18 protein-coding genes and 1 pseudogene are annotated in these 23661 nt (G+C 41.2%); 10 read left to right on the top strand and 9 right to left on the bottom strand.

What is annotated here, in order from left to right; all coding sequences use genetic code 11:
• Window positions 1–216: 216 nt before the first annotated feature.
• Window positions 217–1686 (bottom strand): ISLre2 family transposase, encoded by a 1470-nt coding sequence (locus tag CD03_RS0122495; RefSeq protein WP_027295463.1) that lies wholly within the window; start codon window positions 1684–1686, stop codon window positions 217–219.
• Between the two features lie 259 nt (window positions 1687–1945).
• Between CD03_RS0122495 and CD03_RS0122490 the strand changes: the two genes are divergently transcribed.
• Window positions 1946–4156, top strand: coding sequence for a helix-turn-helix domain-containing protein (locus tag CD03_RS0122490; protein WP_027295555.1), 2211 nt, complete (start codon window positions 1946–1948; stop codon window positions 4154–4156).
• Window positions 4157–4276: 120 nt separating this feature from the next.
• On the opposite strand, the gene CD03_RS34440 is transcribed toward CD03_RS0122490, so the two are convergent.
• Window positions 4277–7294: a hypothetical protein gene (locus CD03_RS34440; RefSeq protein WP_044289601.1), complete on the bottom strand. Its 3018-nt coding sequence runs from the start codon at window positions 7292–7294 to the stop codon at window positions 4277–4279.
• A 555-nt stretch (window positions 7295–7849) separates the two neighbouring features.
• Between CD03_RS34440 and CD03_RS34435 the strand changes: the two genes are divergently transcribed.
• On the top strand, window positions 7850–8752 hold the full coding sequence (locus tag CD03_RS34435) for an AraC family transcriptional regulator (RefSeq protein ID WP_052377925.1): 903 nt from the start codon (window positions 7850–7852) through the stop codon (window positions 8750–8752).
• Between the two features lie 4 nt (window positions 8753–8756).
• On the opposite strand, the gene CD03_RS0122475 is transcribed toward CD03_RS34435, so the two are convergent.
• The 4 genes from CD03_RS0122475 to trpB all read right to left on the bottom strand — a co-directional run bounded on the left by CD03_RS0122475 (window position 8757) and on the right by trpB (window position 14341).
• Window positions 8757–10523 (bottom strand): ABC transporter ATP-binding protein, encoded by a 1767-nt coding sequence (locus CD03_RS0122475; protein WP_027295554.1) that lies wholly within the window; start codon window positions 10521–10523, stop codon window positions 8757–8759.
• Window positions 10516–12336, bottom strand: coding sequence for an ABC transporter ATP-binding protein (locus tag CD03_RS0122470; protein WP_197041689.1), 1821 nt, complete (start codon window positions 12334–12336; stop codon window positions 10516–10518). The genes CD03_RS0122475 and CD03_RS0122470 overlap by 8 nt, the downstream gene beginning before the upstream one ends.
• 253 nt (window positions 12337–12589) lie before the next feature.
• Window positions 12590–13024 carry a MarR family winged helix-turn-helix transcriptional regulator gene (locus tag CD03_RS0122465; protein WP_027295552.1) on the bottom strand — a complete coding sequence of 145 codons (435 nt, stop codon included), beginning with the start codon at window positions 13022–13024 and terminating at the stop codon, window positions 12590–12592.
• Between the two features lie 102 nt (window positions 13025–13126).
• A complete protein-coding gene (gene trpB, locus CD03_RS0122460) occupies window positions 13127–14341 on the bottom strand; it encodes a tryptophan synthase subunit beta (protein WP_027295551.1) in 1215 nt (404 codons plus the stop codon).
• A gap of 245 nt (window positions 14342–14586) precedes the next feature.
• Between trpB and CD03_RS0122455 the strand changes: the two genes are divergently transcribed.
• On the top strand, window positions 14587–14865 hold the full coding sequence (locus CD03_RS0122455; protein ID WP_156042996.1) for a hypothetical protein: 279 nt from the start codon (window positions 14587–14589) through the stop codon (window positions 14863–14865).
• Window positions 14866–15131: 266 nt separating this feature from the next.
• Here the strand turns inward: CD03_RS0122455 and CD03_RS0122450 are convergent, their stop codons facing one another.
• The 3 genes from CD03_RS0122450 to CD03_RS0122440 form a co-directional block, all read right to left on the bottom strand.
• The gene (locus tag CD03_RS0122450; RefSeq protein WP_027295549.1) at window positions 15132–16478 is read right to left on the bottom strand and encodes a YjiH family protein; all 1347 of its coding nucleotides are present in this window, start codon (window positions 16476–16478) and stop codon (window positions 15132–15134) included.
• A gap of 85 nt (window positions 16479–16563) precedes the next feature.
• Window positions 16564–17652, bottom strand: coding sequence for an iron-containing alcohol dehydrogenase family protein (locus tag CD03_RS0122445; RefSeq protein ID WP_027295548.1), 1089 nt, complete (start codon window positions 17650–17652; stop codon window positions 16564–16566).
• Window positions 17653–17702: 50 nt separating this feature from the next.
• The gene (locus CD03_RS0122440; RefSeq protein ID WP_027295547.1) at window positions 17703–18911 is read right to left on the bottom strand and encodes a pyridoxal phosphate-dependent aminotransferase; all 1209 of its coding nucleotides are present in this window, start codon (window positions 18909–18911) and stop codon (window positions 17703–17705) included.
• Between the two features lie 130 nt (window positions 18912–19041).
• Between CD03_RS0122440 and CD03_RS0122435 the strand changes: the two genes are divergently transcribed.
• The 7 genes and pseudogenes from CD03_RS0122435 (at window position 19042) to CD03_RS34430 (ending at window position 23652) form a co-directional block, all read left to right on the top strand.
• Entirely contained in the window at window positions 19042–19887 is an 846-nt protein-coding gene (locus CD03_RS0122435; protein ID WP_027295546.1) for a MerR family transcriptional regulator, read from the top strand.
• A gap of 29 nt (window positions 19888–19916) precedes the next feature.
• On the top strand, window positions 19917–20600 hold the full coding sequence (locus CD03_RS0122430) for a response regulator transcription factor (protein ID WP_027295545.1): 684 nt from the start codon (window positions 19917–19919) through the stop codon (window positions 20598–20600).
• Between the two features lie 118 nt (window positions 20601–20718).
• Window positions 20719–21645, top strand: coding sequence for an ABC transporter ATP-binding protein (locus CD03_RS0122425; protein ID WP_027295544.1), 927 nt, complete (start codon window positions 20719–20721; stop codon window positions 21643–21645).
• Window positions 21646–21660: 15 nt separating this feature from the next.
• The gene (locus CD03_RS40085) at window positions 21661–21726 is read left to right on the top strand and encodes a DUF6783 domain-containing protein (RefSeq protein ID WP_377146913.1); all 66 of its coding nucleotides are present in this window, start codon (window positions 21661–21663) and stop codon (window positions 21724–21726) included.
• 26 nt (window positions 21727–21752) lie between these two features.
• A pseudogene (locus tag CD03_RS40080) lies at window positions 21753–21812 on the top strand (DUF6783 domain-containing protein); the annotation flags it as partial.
• A gap of 43 nt (window positions 21813–21855) precedes the next feature.
• Window positions 21856–22683, top strand: coding sequence for an ABC transporter permease (locus CD03_RS0122420; RefSeq protein ID WP_156042994.1), 828 nt, complete (start codon window positions 21856–21858; stop codon window positions 22681–22683).
• Window positions 22684–22722: 39 nt separating this feature from the next.
• Window positions 22723–23652, top strand: coding sequence for a sensor histidine kinase (locus CD03_RS34430; RefSeq protein WP_052377924.1), 930 nt, complete (start codon window positions 22723–22725; stop codon window positions 23650–23652).
• The last annotated feature ends 9 nt before the right edge of the window (window positions 23653–23661 follow it).

Below are 23661 nucleotides of genomic sequence, written 5' to 3'. Positions count from 1 at the left end.
TATATATCATACGTAAAAAAAAGTCTACTTTTATTGAAATGTGCGGTTGCGTAAATTTACCTTCGGAAATAATGGTGTAGAGTTCACCCATGATGCGCTGATAACGTATCAGGCAATGGCTTATGTATTTAATATACCTCTTTTGGGTATGCAAAGCAAGCCCAGTTTTCTGAGCTGTTTCCGGTTTATCCCTCTTTCTCTTTTTTTGTTCCCTTTTTACAATCCCCAGATATGCTCATTGAAATACATGATTTTTTTACTCTGCAATGACAGACTATGGCTTATGCTTTCTGTGTATTTTCCCAGTTCTCCATGTCTGCTTCTTTCTGACTGTAATATCTGTGTACTGCTCAATACTTCATACTCCTCCCCCACTGCCTTTGGCACATCCTTTTTTTGGTATCTTACCAATTCCAGCATTTCTCCTCTGTTTTCACTATAGGCTCTTAACTGTGCCATTTTTGCTGCTCCTGTCATACTCCATCCCATCGGCCTTGAACTCATTCTGCTGGATAATACATGGCTCACATGGCCTTCTGTACTGCTTCCTTTTACTCCGTCTTTATGTTTTAACCGCAGCCTCGCTGCTGTCCAGTTCGACAGGATATAGGCTTTTGCTTCCGACATTCGCTTTGTTTCTCTTTCGTTTTCCAGATAGCCTTCCAGTCTTTCTACGGTTCTTTCAAACTCTTTTTTCGTCTTACTCCTGATTGCAGTCCGCAGTTCATCTGCCGCATCCTCCCGGCTGTCTTTCATGTGGCTCGTCAGCCTGGTCAGATACTTTTCCAGATGAAATTCATCCAGCACATACGTTATTCCTGCCATCCGCTTCATTCCTGATTTAATCCAGCCCCCTCCATCTGCATTCAGATAGATTTTCTTAACCTTATCGAGATCGTAATGATTATTCATATATTCATAGATTTCGTCCCAAAATTGATTGTTTTCTTCTCCATGGCTGACACCGCAGAAGTAGTACGGGTTTATCAGTTTATGACGTTTACTCTTTGGTGCCTCTTTCTCGATTCCCTCATGAACATAAACCAGTTTGGTGATCAGACAGTTATTCTTCTGGTGATTCTCATTTTCTCTAAGATCCCCTTTCTTCTCCCGAAACTGGAGAGAAGCATGGTCTTCATCTGCTTCAATATACAGATAATCAACTTCTTTTTTCTTCTTTGGTTTTTCTTCATTTTTGGGGAATTTCAATCCATGAATTTTATTTTTTACAGTCTGTTTCTTCACGTTCCCTGTCAGGCTGCTTTCTTCTCCTCCCCGTCTATAGGATGTCTGCACAGCTTCCTTTAGCATTCTTGCCAATGCGTCCTCCGTAATACGCTCGTTTCTTTCCAGTCCAAGAATACGGTCCAGCAGATATTCACTTTTGCCGGTCTCTTTATTCGTGAACAGGGTCTTTTTAAATGTAACTGTCCCCAGCGATGTGAGCAATTGTTTAGTCTCATGGGATTCTACTGACCAGTGCTGCAGCCTTTTCTGGCTCTTTCTCAGCATTTCATTCATACTTTCCAATGATTCCTGGATCATTCTTAAGCCCAGATTGTGCAGCTCATCTGTCAGACTATGGACATACTCAGCCAGCTTTAATGGCTCTTTCATAAATTCATTTTCCAGTTTTTCAAATTTGTTGATGCATTTTTCTTCAAAATACTTTATACTGTTAATCATAGAGGTCACCTTTCTTTGTATGTATTTTGGTCGTGCTTAATACTTTATCACAAAATGGTGGCCTCTTTCTATTTATTTTTCATTATCCGAGTAAAATTTTACGCTAGCTGAAATGTGCTAATCAATCCTAAAAAAGGCGAAGATAAGCTATTTAGATACCTGGCTCAAAAGTCCCACATTATAGTACCATAAGTTTTTGCCCCGGTATCGTGGATATATTAACTTTATTCGTAACGGATACTTGTCCTAAGGAGTCTATATGAAATATCTTAAAAAACTTACATCGGGCAGAAAAAACACTACCCTGATTAAATATTTTTTATCTTACTTTATCATTTTAAGTCTTTTATTCTTTGGCTTTTTCTTTGCTGTTCGCTCTCAGCTGAAAAATATTTATTCAAAAGACTTAAGTGAACAGACAGTTAAACGCCTTGCCCATGTTCAGGAACAATTTGAAAATGGACTGTCTGATATCAATCAAATACAGTCTATGCTTACGAAAGACATCAATCTAATTCTTTCCCGTTACAAAAATGAGAACTGGTATCGCTATCAGGCTGCCAAACAACTAAATAACTATGTAATCAGCAACAGCTTTATCAATACGATCGTATATACGGATCTGCAAAGTGATTCCATCCTCTCCTCCGGCAAATATGTTCGCAAGCAGGATGGAAAATACCAGATTTATACCGGTTCCCGTTATCTTTCATTTGATTTGAATGCCTATCTGGATGCAGTAACGGGACAGTTGATATACCTTTTTGATGATACCTCTGAGCTGCTGATTTATCTTCCCGCCAACCATGGGTCTGAGAAATATGCAATCTTTTATATCATCAACGGCCGCGAGCTGGAAAATATCATGACAACTGATATTTCCACCGGAATTACCTCCATCTGTCTGACCACTCCTGAACATCAGATTGTCTCCGGAAGCAACACAAGTGCGATGATTCCCTATTTATCAGATCCTGAAAAGCTGTCCAATGGTTCTCACTTAAACCGGGAGGAATCCCTTTATATATCAAAAAAGCTAAACAGCAACTTTTCGTTTCTGGCACTTTTTTCTAATGCAGCAATTCTTAATCAGGTAAATATTGCATTTCGCAATACTTATATAGTGCTTCTGCTGCTTGCTTTACTGGGAATGATATTAATTCTATGGGCAATGCGTGTTACTTATTGGCCTCTTCATAAACTTACTACGAAGATGGTACATACGCTTGTGCCAAATCAAAGTTATGTAGAGCAGCTAGACAGTGCTTTTACTACCGCCCTTTCTGAAAATGAAGAATTGCAAAACCGAATTGATAAATACCGCCTTTCCATGCAGAAATCCATTCTGGATTCCATTGTTACAAATATTGACCACCCTAATTTGGATCATTTTCCTGATATTGATCAATTTTTCAGCATGGAGCCGGATAACCACATTTTTGTAATCAAAGTATCCAGCCCCATTCCCAGAAAATCAATTTTGTGGAATGAATATCTGGCATTTCTGGATGATGCACTGCCGGGGCACAATTCCTGTGCTATGCTTGAGGCCGATAAGGACTATGCGGCATTTATGGTAAATTACACCGGGATAGAAAAAAACAAGGACGAGGTTCTCCTGCTGCTTCTGTCCGATCTTTATGATGAAACGGGATGTATGGCTGCCCTCAGCAACAGCACCACATCGCCGCTTGAAATTCCCTCCTTATATGAAAATGCTGTTCGTGCAAGCAGCTACTGGTCCCAGGCCCCCATTATTTCATATCCGGAAATCGAGTCCACACTCCCTCCGGGTACCAGCTTTTCCTACCCTTATAAACAGCTGGACAATCTGAGCGGATATCTAAAAATTCAGGATTTCCCCAATGCACGAACGCAGATAACCGAACTCTTATCTCTGATTGACAAGGCTGCAAAACACGGAAATGCTTTTCCAGACTTCTTCGTCCGATGTGTTTTGATTGATATTCTCACGATCATCATCAATAGCATGAACCGTATGAGCATCAAGTTCAGGACATTTAGTGACCTGTATTTTGAAACCCTATATTTGTGCCGCAGCTGTCCTTATCAGGAAAAAAGCCTGGAGATTGCCGAAAGCATAGAAAAACTACTGAAAACCTTTGAAACAGAGCACGAAAATGCTGCGATACATACTACGCAGATCAGGCAAATCATCCATGATAATTATGCTTCACCCGACTTCTCCATTTCCACCCTGGCTGATACTTTTCATGTAAGTATTGCATATATAAGTTATCTGTTCAAAAAAAAGTTCGATCAAAACTTTTCTGATTATTTATGGACGATCCGCCTGGAAAAAGCAAAAGAACTTCTGATGAATTCTGATCTGTCCATTGACCAAATCAGTATATCGGTAGGATATGTAAACACTTCCAGCTTTCGTCGTAAATTCAAACAGGAAACAGGATTTACACCTTCCAGTTTTCGTAAACAGGTGATTCATTAGGCAAATCACTAATCTTCTGATAAGGTTACTATTTCTCTGCTAAACTGTATAGCTATAAAAATGGCAGCATCAGCAGTTGTTTATACGCTGTATGCTGCCATCCTGTAATTCTATAGTTGTCTAGCTTTGTATGACTGGTTTCTTTAAAATCCCTTGCTCATAAAGCACATATTCGTCCTGCCACTCTTTTCCTTCTGTCAGGAAATTAGCTGGTCCGTAAGCATATGCCACTTTAGGAATCTGATGGAATGGTCCAAAGGTGTTTCGTCTGGTCAGCACAACCTGAATAGCGCGCAAATTTTCAATTACTGCCCTATGAGGCTGGAAGGCGAGAATCACTTCTTCTTTTCCAATTAACTTGACCAGTGCCCCTCCGAATTCTTCCACACTTACACATACCTTTTTATCTTCACACCCATCCACATGATAAATCACACTGCCCGAATAAAAAGGGAGTCCCTGGTTTGATATATCTCCAATAGATAGTTTCTCTGGTAACCTTGCCAGCACCGGTTTTCCGTCATGGAAGTCCACTCCAAAGCCGCCTGTTAAGTAAACAGACTCCAGTCCGCAGGTCTTATAATAGTCCATAACCAGGGTCACTGTATTATGCCCTTCCTTCCAGACATCATCCGGAATAGAAATTCTGTCAAAACAGATATCAATCCACTTTCCGGCACTGACTGCCGGCACTTCCCTTCCATTTATGATTACCCCGCAAATATGCGCTAAATCCTCTGCCACAAGATGAACGCCTGACGGAAGTACAGAAATCTCTACGCTATACTCTGCAGTAAGCTGCGTCAGCAGTTCTTTATCTCCACCGCCGAATTTGACCTCATACCATGGCTGGAGCATTTCACCTCCACGGTAGGGAATCTTATAGAAATCACGCAATGCACGATCTGCCTTTAATACCTCTTGCCTTGGTAATTTCAAACCGGTTTTATTCTGTACGGTTACCATATCCAGCACACAGATATTTTCCTCACTCAGAGCGTAGGAGAAGGTTTCCGGAAGTGTGACCTCCTTTGTACCTTCCCAAATCTCCCCGGCAGGTAAGTCCCGCACTGTATCGGAAATCATATAGAGCCGTTCTCCCCCAGCCTCCAGATTAATCGTGATTTCTATACGGTCGTCCTGTATGTTATATAACGGTTTTGTAATTTTACCATCACGGGCATTCCACAACTCCGGGTATGTTCCTTTTCCAAGGTTAACTTTTACATTGTCATATCCATTCTTTCTGTCTGTATTTAAAAGCATAACGACTCTTCCACCCTCAACCACCATACTTTTGGCATAAATCATATGACTTCCTTCGGATGTAACTTCTATCTCTTGTCCATTTCTGCAGGCACCCGCAATCGCACCCTCTTCATACGGAACGATAACAGCTTCTTTTGCCAGCAGTTTTATTTCCTCTGATGCCTCTGCATCCATATAGGCAGGAATATCGCCCGCAAAAATGACCCTGCCCCCTTGTCTTACCAGCTTCTGCAAAAGTTCTACCGTACTGCCCCGCAGAGTATCTGCACCGGCTACCAAAACTTTGGTATAGGCACAGGCTCCCACATACAGGGTTCCATTTTCCACACGGCCATGACGTGCCATGATATCTTCTTCACCGTAATCAAAGTCAATCCGGTTGTCCGTTAAGGCATGAAATACTTCCGCATACTGTCTTTCTAACCGTTCTATCTGTGTATCTGCTGCACTTAGTCCATTAAAAGCTCCGCTGTATGCGCGCGCCCAGACACTTTCGATCGGGTTGATTACCAGCAGCCCGCATTCCGCCTTACCATCATGCAAAATCGCATGAATTCTGGAATAATAATCTTCCACATAATGATAATCGGTATACCAGGATGATTGATGTAAAATACTTGCCGGATAATCCCGCTTTGCTTCTCCCTTCATGGTATACCAGGAAAGATGCGGACATCTTAAATTGATTCCGAAAAGTGCCTGCCAGTCACCAATATTCTTATAGGACTCAAAATTAGTCTGCCACCCTGTACATCCGTACAACTCAGACAGTACCCACTCCTTTTTAAGCTGCCGTGCAACCGAATCAATCTGTTTTGCAGCCCAATAACACTGTGTATGTTCTGCCAGTAGATCAATTCCCGGATATTCCATATATTCATAAAAGCGCATCAGGGACCCCTGCATAACCGATTGGGCACAAAGAGAATCCTCATGCAAAACATGACCCGTGAAAATTAATTTATGTTCCTTACACCAATTGTAGATCGGTATTGCAAAATTTTCTAAAAAAAGCTGCTGGCACAATTCAAAATAATCCCGCTTTACCTTAGATATCTCTCCTGCTTTTTTTCGTAAAAATAGTTCTGGCAGATTTTCAAGCAGACTATACCCGAATCGCTTTTCAAACTCCGCAAACATACCCGGTGTATATGGCGCCGCATTGACTTCCCCCTCTGCAAAGTCGGTAAAACAGCCTCCCCGATGGGGTTCATCTGTAAAGATACCCTGGATTTCCACCCCGAATTTATCACCGCTATTTTCTTTATATTTTTCGTGTGTTACTTCAATATAGCGCTGTACCGCTTCTTTGTTCATCGTATCCAGATAGCAGTAACCATTGTAATTATCGTTACACTGAGAATGGCGCAGACGGAATACCACAGCCTTTTCGCCGCCAGGCAGACAATCTCCCTCTTTTAACAAACGCTTACTACTAAAAATACCATCTCTTACCCTGCATGCAAACACAGCCGCAATGTTTTCGTTCCATTGGAGTTCTGCCAGTTCCTCCTCATTTTTATAGATCATCTCCACATACATCGCACGGTATTTCTCTTCTTTTGTGACCATGCCCCCGGCACTGCCTGATGGCCACCTGTCCTCATCATACAACCAGGACTCCATTCCTTCCTTTTCGCCATACTCCGCACATTTATTGATCAGTTCAAACCACTCTTCACCCAGATACTCTGTCTCCAGTCCTGTACGGGAATGCATAAAATAACCACCAAACCCCATTTCCTTAATAATATCAATCTGGCGCAAAAGCTCTTGCTCCTCCAGTTTTCCATTCCATGACCAAAATGGCTTGCCCCGGTATTTCCTTGTTGGATGCTGAAACAACTCCTGACGTTTTTCTAAATTCATTATGTCCTTTCCTCCTGTTTCTCTGATTGATTAATAATCCCCACACCTTTGTGCCGTTACTAAGTGTCTTTATTAAGAATCTTTACTCATTTCCTTTGCTCAATTCCTTTACTCAGTTCCTTTACTCAGTTCCTTTACTCAGTTCCTTTACTCAGTTCCTTTGCTGCTATTGCCTTGGGGATAGTAACTGCTGAATCGTAATGTTTTATTTTATAATAACATAGTAAGTTTTTGCGGAATATACGGTATCTTCATGCAAAAGTGTGCTTATTCTACTTTATTGCGGAATTTCACGTTCTTGCCAGATCCAGTTGACAATTTACTGTTTGTTTATATAATGATTATAAAGGTATCAAATAAACGTGACTATTGCCTCCCGGCGTAAATACGTCGATATATAGTGCCTGATATCTGTGTCAGGTGTGCGTCTGTGAATCGACGGCGTAGCGGGCTACGACTAGATTCACAGACGTGCAGCTGGCGCGGATAGCGGGTGCTATATAGTGGCGTATTTACGCCGGGAGGCACTAGCCAGCCATACAGAAAGGATTTTCCATGGATATTCCAAATCTAACCCCGGACCATATATTTCCCAAAAAAGAACTTTCTTTTTATATAGAAAAATATTACCATACCGAATTCTCAGATTTGAAGGTACATACCCACGATTTTATAGAAATTGCTTACGTATGCGACGGAAAGGGCTTTCATTTGTATAACGATATTACCTATCCGGTAAGCAAGGGTGAACTCTATATTATAAATTCCCAGACTGCACACTGCTTCTATCCTACTGACAGGACAAATTCTGAGCATTTAGTTGTATATAACCTGGCATTTCTGCCCCAGTTTATTTCGGATATAAATATAAGCCTTCCGCTTCTGACAGAACTGACGGACATCATGCTCTACAAATCGCTCTATGCAGAAGAAATCATTTATACCCCTGATCTCCGTCTCCAGGGCTCCATGCGCACGGATATTGAACAGCTTTATGAAAAATTATATTTGGAATTTACTACAGAGGGTATCAATTACATCCAGATACTGAAGCTTACTCTCTGCGAGCTTTTATTGAAAATCCATCGCTTCTATAAAATGAAAACTACTCCGGCAAGCACTCAGGATAACCGTTATCTCCACCAGTTAATCCCAGACTGCATCGAATACTTAAAGAATAATTATTCTCAAAAAATTACCATTGGAGAACTTTCCGGTAATTTCTTCTTAAGTAAAAGTTACTTGTCGAGCTTGTTTAAGCAGGCAACCGGATCCGGCATTGTAGAATATCTGCAGCACATCCGAATAGAGAAGGCATGTGAGCTGCTTTTAGATCCCAGCCTTTCCATTACGGAAATCAGCAATCAGGTAGGGTATTCCGACTATCGGTTTTTTAACAAATCCTTTAAAAAAATTACCGGGAAAACTGCCAACGAATATCGAAAGAGTTTACCATGATTTATTATTTAGACTGTGACATAACCAGATTATAATAAAGTCCCTTCCGGCACATGAGTTCATCATGGCTTCCACTCTCAGCAATTCCCTTATCGGAAATATAGAGGATTCTGGTACAGTTCTTAATGGTGGACAGTCTGTGTGCTACAACAAAAGATGTTCTTCCCTCCATAAGTTTCTGAAGCCCCTCCTGCAGGAGCCTTTCTGTCTTCGTATCCACGGATGAGGTAGCCTCATCCAAAATCAGTATTTTAGGATTACGCAGCAGTGTCCTTGCAAATGCAAGCAGCTGCTTTTGTCCCTGTGAAAGTGTTCCTCCGTTCTCTCCCACATTTGTCTGAAAACCATGCTCCATCTCCCTGATAAATTCTGCCGCGCATACTGTTTCACACGCTTTTTCGATTTCCTCATCACTGGCTTCCAGTCTGCCATAGCGCACATTATCTGACACCGTCCCCGAAAATATAAAGCTGTCCTGCTGCATGACTCCCATCTGTTCCCGCAGAGAATGAAGCGTTACCTCTGAGATGTCATGCCCATCCACAAGAATCCTTCCGGCATTAACATCATAAAACCTGGATAAAAGATTTACAACTGTAGACTTTCCTGCACCTGTAGGCCCAACCAACGCAATATGCTCTCCCGGCTTTATATGCAGGTCCATATGCTCCAGTATATTCTGGGCCCCCTCATAAGCAAAAGTTACATCCTCAAAATCAACCTGTCCCGTGATGGGCGGAAGCTTGACTGCTTCTGGTTTGTCTTCAATGTCCACCGGCTCATCCATAATTTCAAAAATACGTTCCAGGTAAGACATTGTATTTAACAGGTTATTGTAAAGATTGGCAATGTTAATGATAGGCTGCCACATTCTCCATGCATAATCCCCCATCACAAGGATAACACCAAAGCTTACCACAGGCTTTAGCCATGCCACACCTGCCAGATACATGGCCCCCACCGCAGCCACTGCCACCATATCGACAATAGGAGAAATCAGATATGCCAGTCTGAGGGCTCGCATGCATGCATTGTAATTCTCAGTATTTAACTCTTTAAAAATCGCTTCATTCTCCTGCTGACGCACAAAATTCTGTGTAATGGTAACCCCATTAATACTCTCCTGAAAATATGCATTCATATTGGATCCTTTATTATTGACCGACTGCCATGCTTTACGCTGCTTTGGCTTCAGATACAGAAGACCTGCAACCAAAACCGGAATTCCTGCCAAAACAATGAGTGTCAGCTTAACACTGGTCGTCAGCATAAAAAATAAAATAAATATAATATTGAATGTTTCCAGAATAAAGTTAATAATACCATTGGACAGCATATCTGAAACGTTGTTTACATAATTGATTACCCTGACCAGAATTTTTCCATGAGGACGTTCGTCATAATATTTAAACGGCAGCTTTTGCAGCTTTTCGAACAAATCATTTCGAATGTCAAAAATAATATCCTGACCTACATATGCCATGATTTTAGCCCGCACCACGGCAAGCGCCACGCTGATCCCAATTAATACTACCATAGCTGCCGTAAGCGTAATAAGCTGCTGCATATCTTTTTTCGGAATAGTATTATCCACTGCATAACCGATAATTTTTGCCGGAATCAGGGAGCAGATAACGGATGCTGCCGACAGCAGAAGTGAGATAATCATCTTCTTACGATGGCGGTTCACGTATACAATTGATCTTTTCATATGAGAAAAGTCAAATTCTTTTTCAAGGCTTTCGTCTTGATCAAATCTGTTTTTAGCCATCCTGCTCCCCTCCTTTCTCAAGCTCCAAATCTATTTCATCCATAGTGGACAGCCCCTTTTGGAGCATATAAATATCAGCATAATATCCTTTTGCTTTCAAAAGCTCTTTGTGGGTTCCGCATTCCACGATTTTCCCCTTTTCCAAAATAATAATCTTATCGGATTTTCGTGCAGTAAAAAACCTCTGTGCAATAATAAGTTTTGTGCATTGAGCATCCAGATGCTCCAGATTTTCCTGGATAGAGGTTTCCGTTTCCATATCAACTGCAGAAGTGGTATCATCCAGAATCAAAATAGGTGGTTTCACTGCCAACGCTCTTGCAAGCGCCAGTCTCTGCTTTTGCCCGCCAGAAAGACCGGTTCCACGCTCTCCGACTATCGTTTCAAATCCCTGTCCCATGTTCCAGATAAAATCGGCCTTTGCAAGTTTTGCCGACCGCTCTATTTCATGGCGGTGCAAATTCGTATTTCCAAAAGCAATATTTTGATCAACCGTATCTGAAAACAGAAAAACGTCCTGATTCGCTACTCCAATGTTTCTTCTAAGTGTATCAAGATCATAATCCCTTACGTCAATACCATCCAGGAGGACACGGCCTCCTGTCACATCAATAAACCGGGAGATACAGTTAATAATGGTAGTCTTTCCAGAACCGGTTGCGCCCATAATGGTTACCGTCTCACCCGGATTGATTTTAAGATTTACGTGCTCTAATATGTCACTATGCTCTAATTGAACACTTACATCCTGGAATTCAATGGCTCCCTTTAGACGGTCCACCTTTAACTGACTGCCGTCTTCTTTATTTTTAATAGACGGCTCTGCTTCATAGAGGTCGATGACCTTATCCATGCTCGCAAAGAATCTTTGGGTATCATTAATCAGCATACCCAGGGTACGCATTGGCGCCGCTAACGTCCAGCAGAGACTGTTGAAAGCAAGGAAAGTACCTCCGCTAATCCTTCCTGTCATCAGGAAATATCCTCCCAGTATCAATACCACTACAGGCAGTGCCTGGGAAAATCCTTCAATGGCAGGATAATAGCGCAGCCATACCAACGATGCTTTCAGATTTGCGTTCCTGAACTCCCAGTTTTTATTCTTGAATTTTTCCTTTTCATATTTCTCACGGGTAAATGCCTTTACAATGCGGTTTCCCTCGATATTCTCCTGCGCATTGCTGTTTAAAACAGATAACTTCTCACGCAGTGCAACATAGTATGGATGAGCCGTGACTGCAAACCGATATGTAACAATAAAAATAAGAGGCGTAAATACCATCAGGGAAAACGTGAGTACCACATCCTTTGTAAACATATAAATCGCACTTGCCCCATAAAGAACGGCACACTCCAAAAATCCTCTCAGAAGATGAACCAGACCATGCTTACCCATTTCCACATCACCGGTCACTCTGGTCATCAGATCTCCAGTCTTATGGCATTTATAAAAAGCCCGATCCTGGCGCTGCAGCTTACCATAAATCTTATCCTTTACTGAAACCAGAAACAACTGCCCGCAATCCTCTATACCGACTATGGAAATATAGCGAATCAGTGTCCGTATACCAGTAAACACAATCATTAAAATAATTAGCATAATTAAGTGTCTGATAAGGGGATCCATATTTCCCTGAAAGTCCGCAATCTGATAAAGAACCTCATCCACAATACGCTGTGTAATCATTGGGTTTATCAACATCATAACCTGGGGAATCATAGAAAGCATCAGATAAATTATATATATTCTCTGAAACCCTTTTATCTGCCCCCATACCCATTTTGTCTGCCGCATTACTATTCTCCTCTTCATTTCAGTTTTCTAAAAGCTTTATGGACTAGTGCCGGGCGGCACTAGATACACTGCTATTAATCTACCTCTTTTTTTCAACCGTTCCTATGCACTTTCGTCTAATAGTTGTGGGCAATGCTACTATTATTTGTACAAAAAGAAGCCGAAAACTAATTTTATAGTTTTCGGCTTCTCCTGCATTTGATCTTTTTAAAACTAGTGCATCCCGGCGTAAATACGTCGGTATATAGTGGCATATTTATGCCTGGATGCACTAGTAGTTCCGAAAGAACTCTTTTAAATTGGACAGCGCCTGTCCCAAAACTTTCATCTCATCCCTGGAAAGTCCCTTTATGGTCGCTTTAACCATCTGTTCATGGAATTGTTTGTGATGGCTAAATGCCCGCTTTCCTTTTTCAGAAAGAGAAATCAGCACAACACGCCTGTCCTTTTCACTGCGGATTCTATCCACATATCCTTTTTTTACAAGACTGTTAATGGCAATCGTCAGTGTACCCATTGTTACTGAAAGGGATTTTGCAACAGTAGACATATTTTTTGCGTCGTTTTCACCGATTGCCTCGATAATGTGCATATCGTTGTTGGATATATCTTTAAATTCACCTGTAATAATCGCTTTTTCTTCTATTGCCATAATGTCATTAAACAAATTAACCAACACATCATTTATCGTATCATGCGTATTCACATTATCACCTCTTTCTTTGGATCCTCACCTGGCTGTTAGCCATTAATTTACTTTGATATACAAAGTATTATACACTACTTCCGTGGGTTATACAATATTTTCTTACAGGAATTGTTCCCCATATCCATAATGTTCAACCACATAATCAATATCCTTATCGCCTCTTCCACTCAGGCATACCAGGATAGATCCCTGTTTCATTTCCTGTGCTTTCTTCATGGCATAAGCTACTGCATGTGAACTTTCAATTGCAGGAATAATTCCCTCATAGCGTGAAAGCTTAAAGAATGCTTCCATAGCATCTTCGTCACTGGCAGTTGTATACTGTACTCTTTCCAAATCTCTTAAAAATGCATGTTCCGGACCTACAGACGGATAATCCAGCCCGCTGGCAATGGAGTAAACCGGTGCCGGTTCTCCTTTGTCATCCTTCAGCATAATACTCTCGAAACCGTGCATAACCCCTTTTTCTCCATAAGTCATGGATGCCGCATGATCCCCAAGTCCTGATCCACGCCCCAGGGGTTCGATTCCCACAATATCCACTGCCTCTTCCAGGAATGGTATAAACATACCGATGGAATTACTTCCTCCGCCTACACATGCACAGACAACATCCGGAAGCAGTCCTGTCATTTCCTTAAACTGGTCTTTCGCTTCATATCCCACAACCGATTGAAAATCTCTTACCATCAAAGGGAATGGATGTGGTCCAAGTGCTGATCCGATACAATAGATAGAATCTTTATAATTTTTGGCATAGGATTCAAATGCAGAATCTACCGCTTCTTTTAAAGTTTTAAGACCATGGGAAACGGGAACTACCTTTGCACCCAGGATCTTCATTCTTGTCACATTTGGAGCCTGCTTCGCAATATCAACTTCTCCCATATGAATTTCACACTCTAAACCAAAAAATGCAGCTGCCGTAGCCAGTGCCACTCCATGCTGTCCTGCCCCTGTTTCTGCAATCAGACGCTTCTTGCCCATGAATTTTGCAAGTAACCCCTCACCCATGCAATGGTTCAGCTTATGTGCTCCTGTATGATTTAAGTCTTCTCTTTTTAAATAAATCTGGCAGTTTCCTAAAAGTCCTGATAAACGCTCGCAATGATAAACCGGTGTCGGCCTTCCCTGAAATTCCTTGCGGATTCTTCGTAATTCATTGATAAACTGGGATGAATGACAGATTGTCTGATATGCATCTGCAATTTCTTCAAAGGCCGGTTTTAATTCCTCGGTCAGATAAGCACCCCCATAAGGTCCGAATCGACCATCTTTATCAGGATAATTTCTCAAATATGTTCTATAGTCCATGATACCCCTCCGTAAAATTTAATATTATGTTTATCTTAGCATGAAAGTACCATATTTTCAACTAAATTGAAGTGCACAGATACTTGTTGATTCCTATTAGGAAAAAGGCGGGTTCTCAGAACATGCGCAGCCATTGCTTACACTACCAAAAGCAAATAGACAAAAAACTCCTCCTGATCCACCTGATATTTAATGGTGAATCATACATACACTTAATAAATGAGGCTGACACTATTGACATCTATTTGGGTAGCGATGCTGACGAAAAAGTCTATTCTGTTTCTTACACAATTAAGAATAATACTCCTTTAGATAATATAAAATTAAGAAAAGAAATCTTGGAAACGCTGAAAACTATATTAGAGAGCCTAAAAGAATATTATAAAGAACAAGTCTTAATAGATTATATAAATAGTGCTAAAATAGGAACTGTCACTCCAAACTTAGAATACTCTGATCAGTTAATAATATATTGCGCTCAAGAGAAAGATTACTTCAGTATAGAAATTAAAGCAAATTCTTAGAAGTGTAAGCAAGATCGTATTTAAAACTATCTATATGCCCCACTTTACGTCATATTTTCCCCAAATTTATTTCCTATTGTGAGCTATTGATAAATCGTTTGCTGAGGTACTAATTCTACATAATCGGCTATACTTCAAAAAATTAAGCATATTACAGAATATTTTTAATTATAAATATAATCTTCTAGATAGACATAATAAAACCTATAAAAACGGGGCACGATTACTGAAAAAGTAAACGTGCCCCGCTTCATTATACAAAGTATTTATTTAATCAATATATTAGCCAGCAACACAATAATCGGCAAACTTATAATTGTTCTTTCCAAAAAGATAATAATCAACTCTTTTAATCCCATAGGAACCTTACTTTTAATAATTACCGCCCCTACTTCCGTAAGGTATATAATCTGGACAAGAGACAGTACCCCGATGATAAATTTTGTTTTCACAGAGGTGATGGAACTGATTAACAATGCCGGGATAAACATGTCTACAAACCCGACCAGGGTTGCCGGTGCTGCCTGGAATGCATGTTCCACACCCAGTAACTGCAGGTACCACCCCATTGGATAAGAGATCCATTGAAAAATAGGTGTATATTCTACCAATATGAGGCTGACCGTTCCCCAGGTTATTACAATTGGGATCAGGTCAAAAAACATTCCGGTCAGCACTTTCATCCCAGAGCTTATTACCGTATGTACACCAAATTCTCCGGCACGTTTGCAGCTCTGTTCCATTGCCCAGCCCAGGGTGGAAATGTGCGATGGTACTTCTTCCTGAATGCGTTTTCCGGTCTTCGGATTATACTCATCCGGTATTTTTGAAAGCGGACGAATTCTTGTGAGTACGAAAGCCAGGAAGATTCCTACAATACAGATTACAAAGTAAAAGCTTGGAAATACCTGGGTGATCTCCAGGGTCTCTGCAACTAACAGACAGAACGGAACGGAAACAAGGGAGAAATTTGTCATGATGACAGATGCTTCCCTTCCGGTATAATATCCTCCGTTGTACTGCTCACGGGTTAGAATTACAGCAGCATTAGATGCCCCGAACCAGGATGCAATTAAATCCACAGATGCTCTTCCCGGAACACGAAATAGCGGCCTTACCACTGGTTTTGCTATGACTCCCAAAAATTCCATAATTCCGCAATCGGTCAGAAAAGGCATAATAAAACTAAATGCCAGTACAATGCATACGAGGGAACCCGCCAGACTCACCATATTTGCCCCGGTATCCGCAGAAATAATTAACTCCGGCCCCACCTTGAATATAACCATAGCCGTAATAACCAGACTTAAAATTTTTGTTATGAGATAAAATGGCGACACCTTAAATATTCTTGTTAATGCCTTATGATCCCTGATCCACTTTGGTTTCCAGATAAAGTCAACTGCAGATACAATTGTTGTTACCAGCATCAGGATCAATACAAAATATGGAAGAATCGCTGACATCCAGGATTTAACAGCACTTTGCAGTTCAGAAATTCCTGTAGTAAAGGAATTATCCTTTGGTATGGGAATCAAAAACATTCCAATGCCAAAAACAGAGAACAGGACAAATTTTATTATATTTTTTACATTTACATCTGATGTGTTCATTAATTTTTCTTTCCTCCTATAGCGTGTTTCAAAATTACTTTTATCAGAATTTTCAAGCACGCTCTAATATGCATACCATAGGCTTTCACATATTCTCTATACTCAATTTCTCTACTTGCTGCATCCCCTCAAATATCATATCTTCTGACACGTGATAAGGCATATGCTTAAGATCCGGTCCCTGTACAATTTCCTTTAAAACTTCAGCCATTCCCCCACGGTCGTTTTTTATTCCCATATCTTCCAGTTTTACCGGCATAGAAAGTTCCTTCAGAAAGCAATACAGGCGTTCCATCTCTTCTATCTGTCCATCCACTGCTAACTGAACCAGAACACCATAAGCAACCACATCTCCATGAAGATTCTTTTCCTCGAATCCTGGCAGGATTGCCAGTCCATAGAAAACGGAATGGGCAATTGCTCCATTATAATCATCGTGAACCAGAAGAGATACCATTCCCGTACTTATCACATTTGCCAGGATAACCTGCGTTAAGGAATAGGTAACCTGATGCTTCCTGCAGTCCTCTAATGCCTGGTGCCCATATTTTAATACCGGTTCATAACATAGATTGCTGATTTCTCTTCCCATTGCGGAACTGTGATCCAGCTCGTCTCCTCTTGCAGAAAGATGACATTCGAAGTGTTTGGCAATGGTGTCTCCCATTCCAGCTCTCAGATAGCAATCGGGCGCTTCTGCAATAATCTGTGTATCAATAAATGTATGTACCGCCGGTTTTTCAAAATAATAAAAACTCTCAAAAGATCCGTCCTCACGGTAAACTACGGATAAAGCTGTGGAAGCCGCACAAGTAGCTGCTATCGTGGGCAGTGTCACTACCGGAATCTGCAGGTCACAGGCAACACCTTTTGCCGTATCCAGCGCCTTACCGCCTCCCATGCCTGCGATAAAGTCTGCTCCCAGTTTTTTTATCTGTCCTGCCAGCTCATGTATCCTGCTATATGTACAGTCTTTTCCGGAGGCGATATACTCCACCATCCGAAGTTCTGATCCCTCTATGGATGCTGACAGCTTTTCTCTTCCCTTGCTTAAAGCTGTCTCTCCTCCGATTAATACAAAACGTTTGCCAAGTTTTGCGCAGACCGTTCCAAAAGACTGATATGCATCTGCACCAATTGTATAATTTGTAAATGAAACCGTATATTCTGACATTTTATTTTCTCCTGAACTTTATATGCAATTAGATGTAAGTTCCATGTTTTCTATAAATCCCCTGTTTTACCGTCATTTTTATCTGTTAAAAGCTGTTCCATTTTCTTCAGTCTGCGCAGTGCTTCTTCTAGGGTTGATTTTTCCCTTGCAAAATGCAGCCGAATCAAATGATTTACGTTTTCTTTGAAAAAGCTGGAGCCGGGAACCGCTGCAACTCCAATATTTTTAATCATCCATTCACAGAACTCCATATCTGAATATCCTGCAAACATCTCATTCTCCAGATACCTGGAGATATCTACCAGTACAAAGTAAGATCCCTGGGGTACAGTGTGGGCAATTCCGATATCATCCAGTCCTTTTAAGAAATACTCCCTTTTTTCCGTATACATCTGCTGCATATTTTCATAATAATCCGAACCGAAATTCAGCCCTGCCGTTGCTGCTTCCTGTAATGGGGATGCCGCTCCTACCGTAAGGAAATCATGCACTTTTTTTGCATTTTCAATTACCTCTTCCGGTCCGATCAGATATCCCAGTCTCCATCCGGTAATGGAATACGTCTTGGACAGGGAACTGCAGGTAATGGTTCTTTCATACATTCCCGGAAGCCCCGCCATTGGTACATGCACATAAGGCTTATAAATAATATGTTCATACACTTCATCGGTGATGATAAATGCATCGTATTTCTCGGCAAGCCTTCCAATGGTCAGAAGCTCTTCCCTGGTAAATACCTTTCCGCATGGATTTGAGGGATTACACACGATAATTGCTTTTACGTTCTGCTTAAATGCATCTTCCAAAACCTTTTCATCAAAATTAAATTCCGGCGGAACCAGCGGCACATAGATTGGCTCTGCTCCAGACAAAATGGCATCTGCACCGTAATTTTCATAAAACGGTGAGAATACAACTACCTTATCTCCCGGATTACAGACGGTCATCATGGCTGCCATCATGGCTTCGGTGCCTCCGCAGGTTACGACGATTTCCGTTTCCGGATTAATGGTTCTTCCAATTCCCTTTCCGTGTTTTCTGGCAAGCGCTTCTCTGAAATTTTCAGCACCAAAGGTAATCGAGTACTGATGAGGTCCTTCTTTTGCAGCTTTTGCCAGGGCATCGGTGATTTCCTTTGGCGGATCAAAATCCGGAAATCCCTGTGAAAGGTTAATGGCATCATATTCATCACTGATTCTTGTCATTCTGCGTATTACAGAGTCTGTAAATGTACCTACGCGGTCGCTTAATTTTGGCATAATTGTTCTCCTTTTCGATAGCAACAGTTCTCTTATTTCTATATAATGTATCCTGTAGTTGACCTAATTCATTAGCAGCTTTATAATAAGGTATACCGTTACGGTATAGTCAAGAGGAGATTGTATAATTATGCAAAAAAATTCAAATCCATGTATAAATACCGGAGCTTTTGCCAAATTATGCGGCACCAATAAAAGAACACTGATTCACTATGAGGAAATCGGTCTGTTTTCTCCTGTGAAAACAGATGCCCGGGGGTACCGGTATTATTCCGAACAGCAATGCGATGTCTTTGCTGTCATAACGGCATTAAAGGAAATCGGTATGCCGCTCAAAGAGATTAAGTCCTATCTGGACTCCCGCAATCCGCCAAGACTGATGGCGCTTCTCACGGAACAGCAAAAGAAAGTTTCCCAGGAAATCCGGCATCTGGAGCGAATTAACCGGCTCATACAGACAAAAATGGAACTGGTAACCTCCAGCCGGCAGATAGATCCCGGAAAGGTTATATTGGTAGAATGCCCGGCAGAATATTTGATTTTAAGCCGCCCCATCCACAGCAGCAATCATGACCTTGTCATACAAACCCTCTATGAACATTTATCTTTTTGTTTTCAAAATCAGTTAAATGTCGGGCACCCCTTCGGCGCCATGATCGACAAGGAAAGTCTCTTAGGCGGAGCCTTTGATACCTATGCATATTTTTTCACCAAAGTACTTACTCAGCTGTCTCTCCCGCAATTATTTCTTAAACCCGCCGGATTTTATGCGGTTACTTATCTTAAAGGAAATTACTATAATGCAGACAGTGCATATCAGCAGCTGTTGGACTTTATTGAAGAAAACCATTATGAAATCTGTGATTATTCCTATAAAGAGGGAATCATAGATGAAATTGCAGAAAAAGATGATTCACAATATATTACCAAGATTTCCATACAGGTACATAAAAGTAACAATAACCATGTCCGATAAAAATAAGACTGAAAGAAGGATTCCCCATTATGGAAAAGATTTTAATCGTTGAGGATGATAATGATATTAACCGTCTCTTGTCAAAAATTCTCCAAAAGCAGGGCTATGAAACCACCTCTGCCTATTCCGGTACAGAAGCCAGACTTTGCCTCTCTTTGGACCATTATGATCTGATTATTATGGATCTGATGCTTCCGGGAATTTCCGGCGAAGAACTGCTTGGGCATATCAGAAATAAATCCAATGTACCCGTTATTGTCCTGACGGCAAAGACTGCTCTGGACGACAAAGTCTACCTCTTAAAATCAGGTGCTGATGATTACATGACGAAGCCTTTTGCCAGAGACGAAATTCTTGCAAGAGTGGAAGCCCAGCTGCGAAGATACAAGAGCTACTCAGCAATTCCTGTTCATGAAGCGGTCTTTACATACAAAAGTCTCTCGATTGATGCAGATGCCAGAAGCGCTGCCATTGATGAGATTCCATTGAATCTTACAATTTATGAATATGACATCCTCCTGCTGCTTGTAAAAAGTCCATCCCGGGTATTTTCCAAAAATGCCATTTATCAGGAAGTATGGCATGGAAATTACCTTGGAGAAGACAATACCATCAATGTGCATATCAGCAATATTCGTTCTAAAATAGCAAAGATATGCGGGGATGAAGAATATATTAAGACCATATGGGGAATTGGCTTTAAGATGGCATAATCTTAAAATGCATGACTTTCATCGAATCATCTTTATGATTTCTTTAAGTTTGCTTAAGAGCTTATTTGTTTTTCATCCCTTATAATACAGATATCACTTTTGGAAAGGACTTAAAGAAATGAATGCCAACATATTTACCGCCAGTGGGATCTGTAAAAAATATGGGGATTTTACAGCACTTGCCCCAACAGATATAACGATTCAGTCCGGTGATATCTACGGACTGGTAGGCAACAACGGTGCGGGCAAAACAACTCTGTTAAAATTAATTGCCGGACAGACAGCTCCTACTTCAGGCAATCTAAGCCTGTTTGGCGAAGATTCTGCAAGAGGTCTGAACATCTCCCGGCACAAAATCGGCTGCATTATTGAGACACCGGGATTTTTTCCTGATTTCACAGCAGTGCAAAATTTAGAATATTACCGTATACAACGTGGAATTACCGGCAGGCAATATATGAAAGATGCTCTGGCACAGGTACATCTTGACGACTGCGGCAAGAAAAAGTTTAAAGACTTCTCCCTTGGTATGAAGCAGCGGCTGGGACTTGCGCTTGCACTGATGAGCCACCCTTCTTTTTTAATCCTGGATGAACCCATTAATGGGTTGGACCCGGAAGGTATTGTAGAGCTTCGTAACCTTTTATTAAATTTAAACCATCAGCAGAAAATCACCATCTTGATTTCCAGCCATATCCTCTCTGAGCTGGAAAATCTGGTTACCCGCTATGGATTTATTGAAAGAGGCGTTATGATAGAACAGATTTCAGCAAAGGATCTTGAAAAAAAATGCCGTGTTTATTTAGAAATTTGTGTGGATAAGCCGGATAAAGCATCTGCTTTGATTGAGCAGCACCTGCATTGTACGGATTATGATGTACTTCCGGACGGTGTAATTCATCTGTTTGGCTGCATCGATCAGGGACCTGCTCTTTCTTCCCTGCTCATAGGAAACCAGATTCAGCTTTTTTCAATGCAGACCCAGGGTATTGACCTGGAAGCATACTATCTGTCGCTTATGGGAGGAAATAGAACGTGTTTTTAAACTGCTTTCTGACAGCTGTGCGTCATAGTTTGCGGGAGATTTGACCGGAATTCAGGTCACGTAGCGGGCTACATAACCTGAATTCGGGGCAAATATGCCGCACGTAGGGCATGCAGATGGCGGGAATGAATTTTCAAACACGCTCTAAGGTTGAAAGAAAATTATGATATAGAAAGGAAGCCACAGTGTGATTCTTTCAACCTGTTTATTGTGGCAGTATTGCAGGCAAGACTGCAATATGCAATGGGTATAAAAATGATTAATTATATCAGGAGTGAACTGTACCGGGGATTCCGGGAACGATTTTTATATATTTTTTCAGCGGTACTTGCTGCTACCTTTATCGGACTTTGTTTGTTTACACTATCAATTAAAAACATGGCGGGTGCCGGATTTCCCTATTCCAATACCGGGTTTATTTTTATGAATGTAACAAGTGCTATGTTTCTCCCCATGATCTTCACCTTTTTTATATCAAATTTGATCATAGGAGAGGAATCTAAGAACCACACCATGAAAAACTCCGTATCCTTTGGAACCGGCAGGCTCTCCATTTATTTTGGAAAGTTTATCACAGAGATCGTTCTGTGCATGGCCATTACACTGTTTTTATTTGTGGTTATCATTGCTTCGTCCTATCTGACACTGGAAAACAGCGGAAACGAAAACCTCTATGCTCTGCTTCGCGCTATTTTGGGTTCCCTTCCGCTCTGGATAGCCGGACTGGTTACCTTTCACTGTCTGTTCTTCCTGTTTGATAACAGCAGTACAATCATCGCAGTCTTTTCCTTAATCCATTTCGGACCTTATTATTTACTGAAAATTTTTGGAAATGTATACGAATGGCCAAGGGTAGTTGTTTCTGTGTTACCTCTGGGAATCTTCAATGAATATGGGAAACAACCGGGTTCCTACTTCTTAAATATGGTCTGGGATACTCCCTTGGGAATGCTTCGGTGCTGGATAGTTGGTATTGTCTTTTCTCTGATATTCGGTTATATTGGTTATAAATGCTTCCTGAATAAAGAAGTAAAATAGTGACACAAACATACTCTGATAAGGAATGGAGGGGGGAATATGGCTATATTTTGCGTCATATCCGGGCTAACAGCCTTGGTTTTTGCCATTCTTTACTTCTCCCTGCGCCATGGTATCCGAGATGCCAGGAGGCAGTTTAAAGATCTCAAAGATCTGCCGGTTACGAATCTTCGCATCCACCAGGCTGTCCCGGATAAAGATCTGGAGAAGTTTCTTATTGACCTTAACATGGAATTAGATGAAAAACAAAAGCTTCGAATTGAATATGAGTCGAAAGAACATAAGCTCCGCCAGGAGATCGCCAATATTTCCCATGATCTTCGTACTCCCCTTACGTCAATTATCGGATATCTGGAACTGATGGATGATCCGGATACCACCGCCGGCGAACAGAAGCATTATGTGGAGATTGTCCGTAAAAGGGCAAAAGTACTTCAGTCTCTGATCACAAGCTTCTATGATTTATCATTGATTGATTCTAAAGACTACAGGCTTAACCCCCAGCCATTGAATGTATATGAAATTTTATGCGAAGTAGTCCTGGCATTTTATGAAGATTTCGAGAAAAAAGAGATCCGGGTACATATGGACTTGCAGGAAAATCTTCCTCTTGTGAATCTGGATCGCAATGCCCTTGTCCGCATATTTACAAATCTTACACAAAATGCTCTGAAATACTCGAAATCCTGTGTGATTGTAAATCTAAAACTGACGGACAACAAGGTTTGTTTTACCTTCTCCAACGATACGGACCTGATCTCCATTGATGAAGCTCCCCTGGTATTTGACCGCACTTACGTATCCGACCGGGCGAGATCTCACAACAATACCGGGCTTGGGTTAAATATTGCCAAAGCTCTTGCGCAAAAATCCGGCGGCACTATGTCTTCCTCATACCGGGAAGGACGCTTTGAGATTGTAACTGAATTTCCGTTACTGAGTCAGACAGGCGGACATACGATATTATAAAGGTGATGT

The organism is Robinsoniella sp. KNHs210, from assembly GCF_000686105.1.
GTDB classification, from domain to species: Bacteria; Bacillota; Clostridia; order Lachnospirales; family Lachnospiraceae; genus Robinsoniella; species Robinsoniella peoriensis.
This window is presented reverse-complemented; position numbering and strand designations above follow the sequence as displayed.

Coding starts and splice junctions, on each gene's coding strand:
- CD03_RS0122495 (WP_027295463.1), bottom strand. CDS start 1,686: ATGATTAACAGTATAAAGTATTTTGAAGAAAAATGCATCAACAAATTT.
- CD03_RS0122490 (WP_027295555.1), top strand. CDS start 1,946: ATGAAATATCTTAAAAAACTTACATCGGGCAGAAAAAACACTACCCTG.
- CD03_RS34440 (WP_044289601.1), bottom strand. CDS start 7,294: ATGAATTTAGAAAAACGTCAGGAGTTGTTTCAGCATCCAACAAGGAAA.
- CD03_RS34435 (WP_052377925.1), top strand. CDS start 7,850: ATGGATATTCCAAATCTAACCCCGGACCATATATTTCCCAAAAAAGAA.
- CD03_RS0122475 (WP_027295554.1), bottom strand. CDS start 10,523: ATGGCTAAAAACAGATTTGATCAAGACGAAAGCCTTGAAAAAGAATTT.
- CD03_RS0122470 (WP_197041689.1), bottom strand. CDS start 12,336: ATGAAGAGGAGAATAGTAATGCGGCAGACAAAATGGGTATGGGGGCAG.
- trpB (WP_027295551.1), bottom strand. CDS start 14,341: ATGGACTATAGAACATATTTGAGAAATTATCCTGATAAAGATGGTCGA.
- CD03_RS0122450 (WP_027295549.1), bottom strand. CDS start 16,478: ATGAACACATCAGATGTAAATGTAAAAAATATAATAAAATTTGTCCTG.
- CD03_RS0122445 (WP_027295548.1), bottom strand. CDS start 17,652: ATGTCAGAATATACGGTTTCATTTACAAATTATACAATTGGTGCAGAT.
- CD03_RS0122440 (WP_027295547.1), bottom strand. CDS start 18,911: ATGCCAAAATTAAGCGACCGCGTAGGTACATTTACAGACTCTGTAATA.
- CD03_RS0122435 (WP_027295546.1), top strand. CDS start 19,042: ATGCAAAAAAATTCAAATCCATGTATAAATACCGGAGCTTTTGCCAAA.
- CD03_RS0122430 (WP_027295545.1), top strand. CDS start 19,917: ATGGAAAAGATTTTAATCGTTGAGGATGATAATGATATTAACCGTCTC.
- CD03_RS0122425 (WP_027295544.1), top strand. CDS start 20,719: ATGAATGCCAACATATTTACCGCCAGTGGGATCTGTAAAAAATATGGG.
- CD03_RS34430 (WP_052377924.1), top strand. CDS start 22,723: ATGGCTATATTTTGCGTCATATCCGGGCTAACAGCCTTGGTTTTTGCC.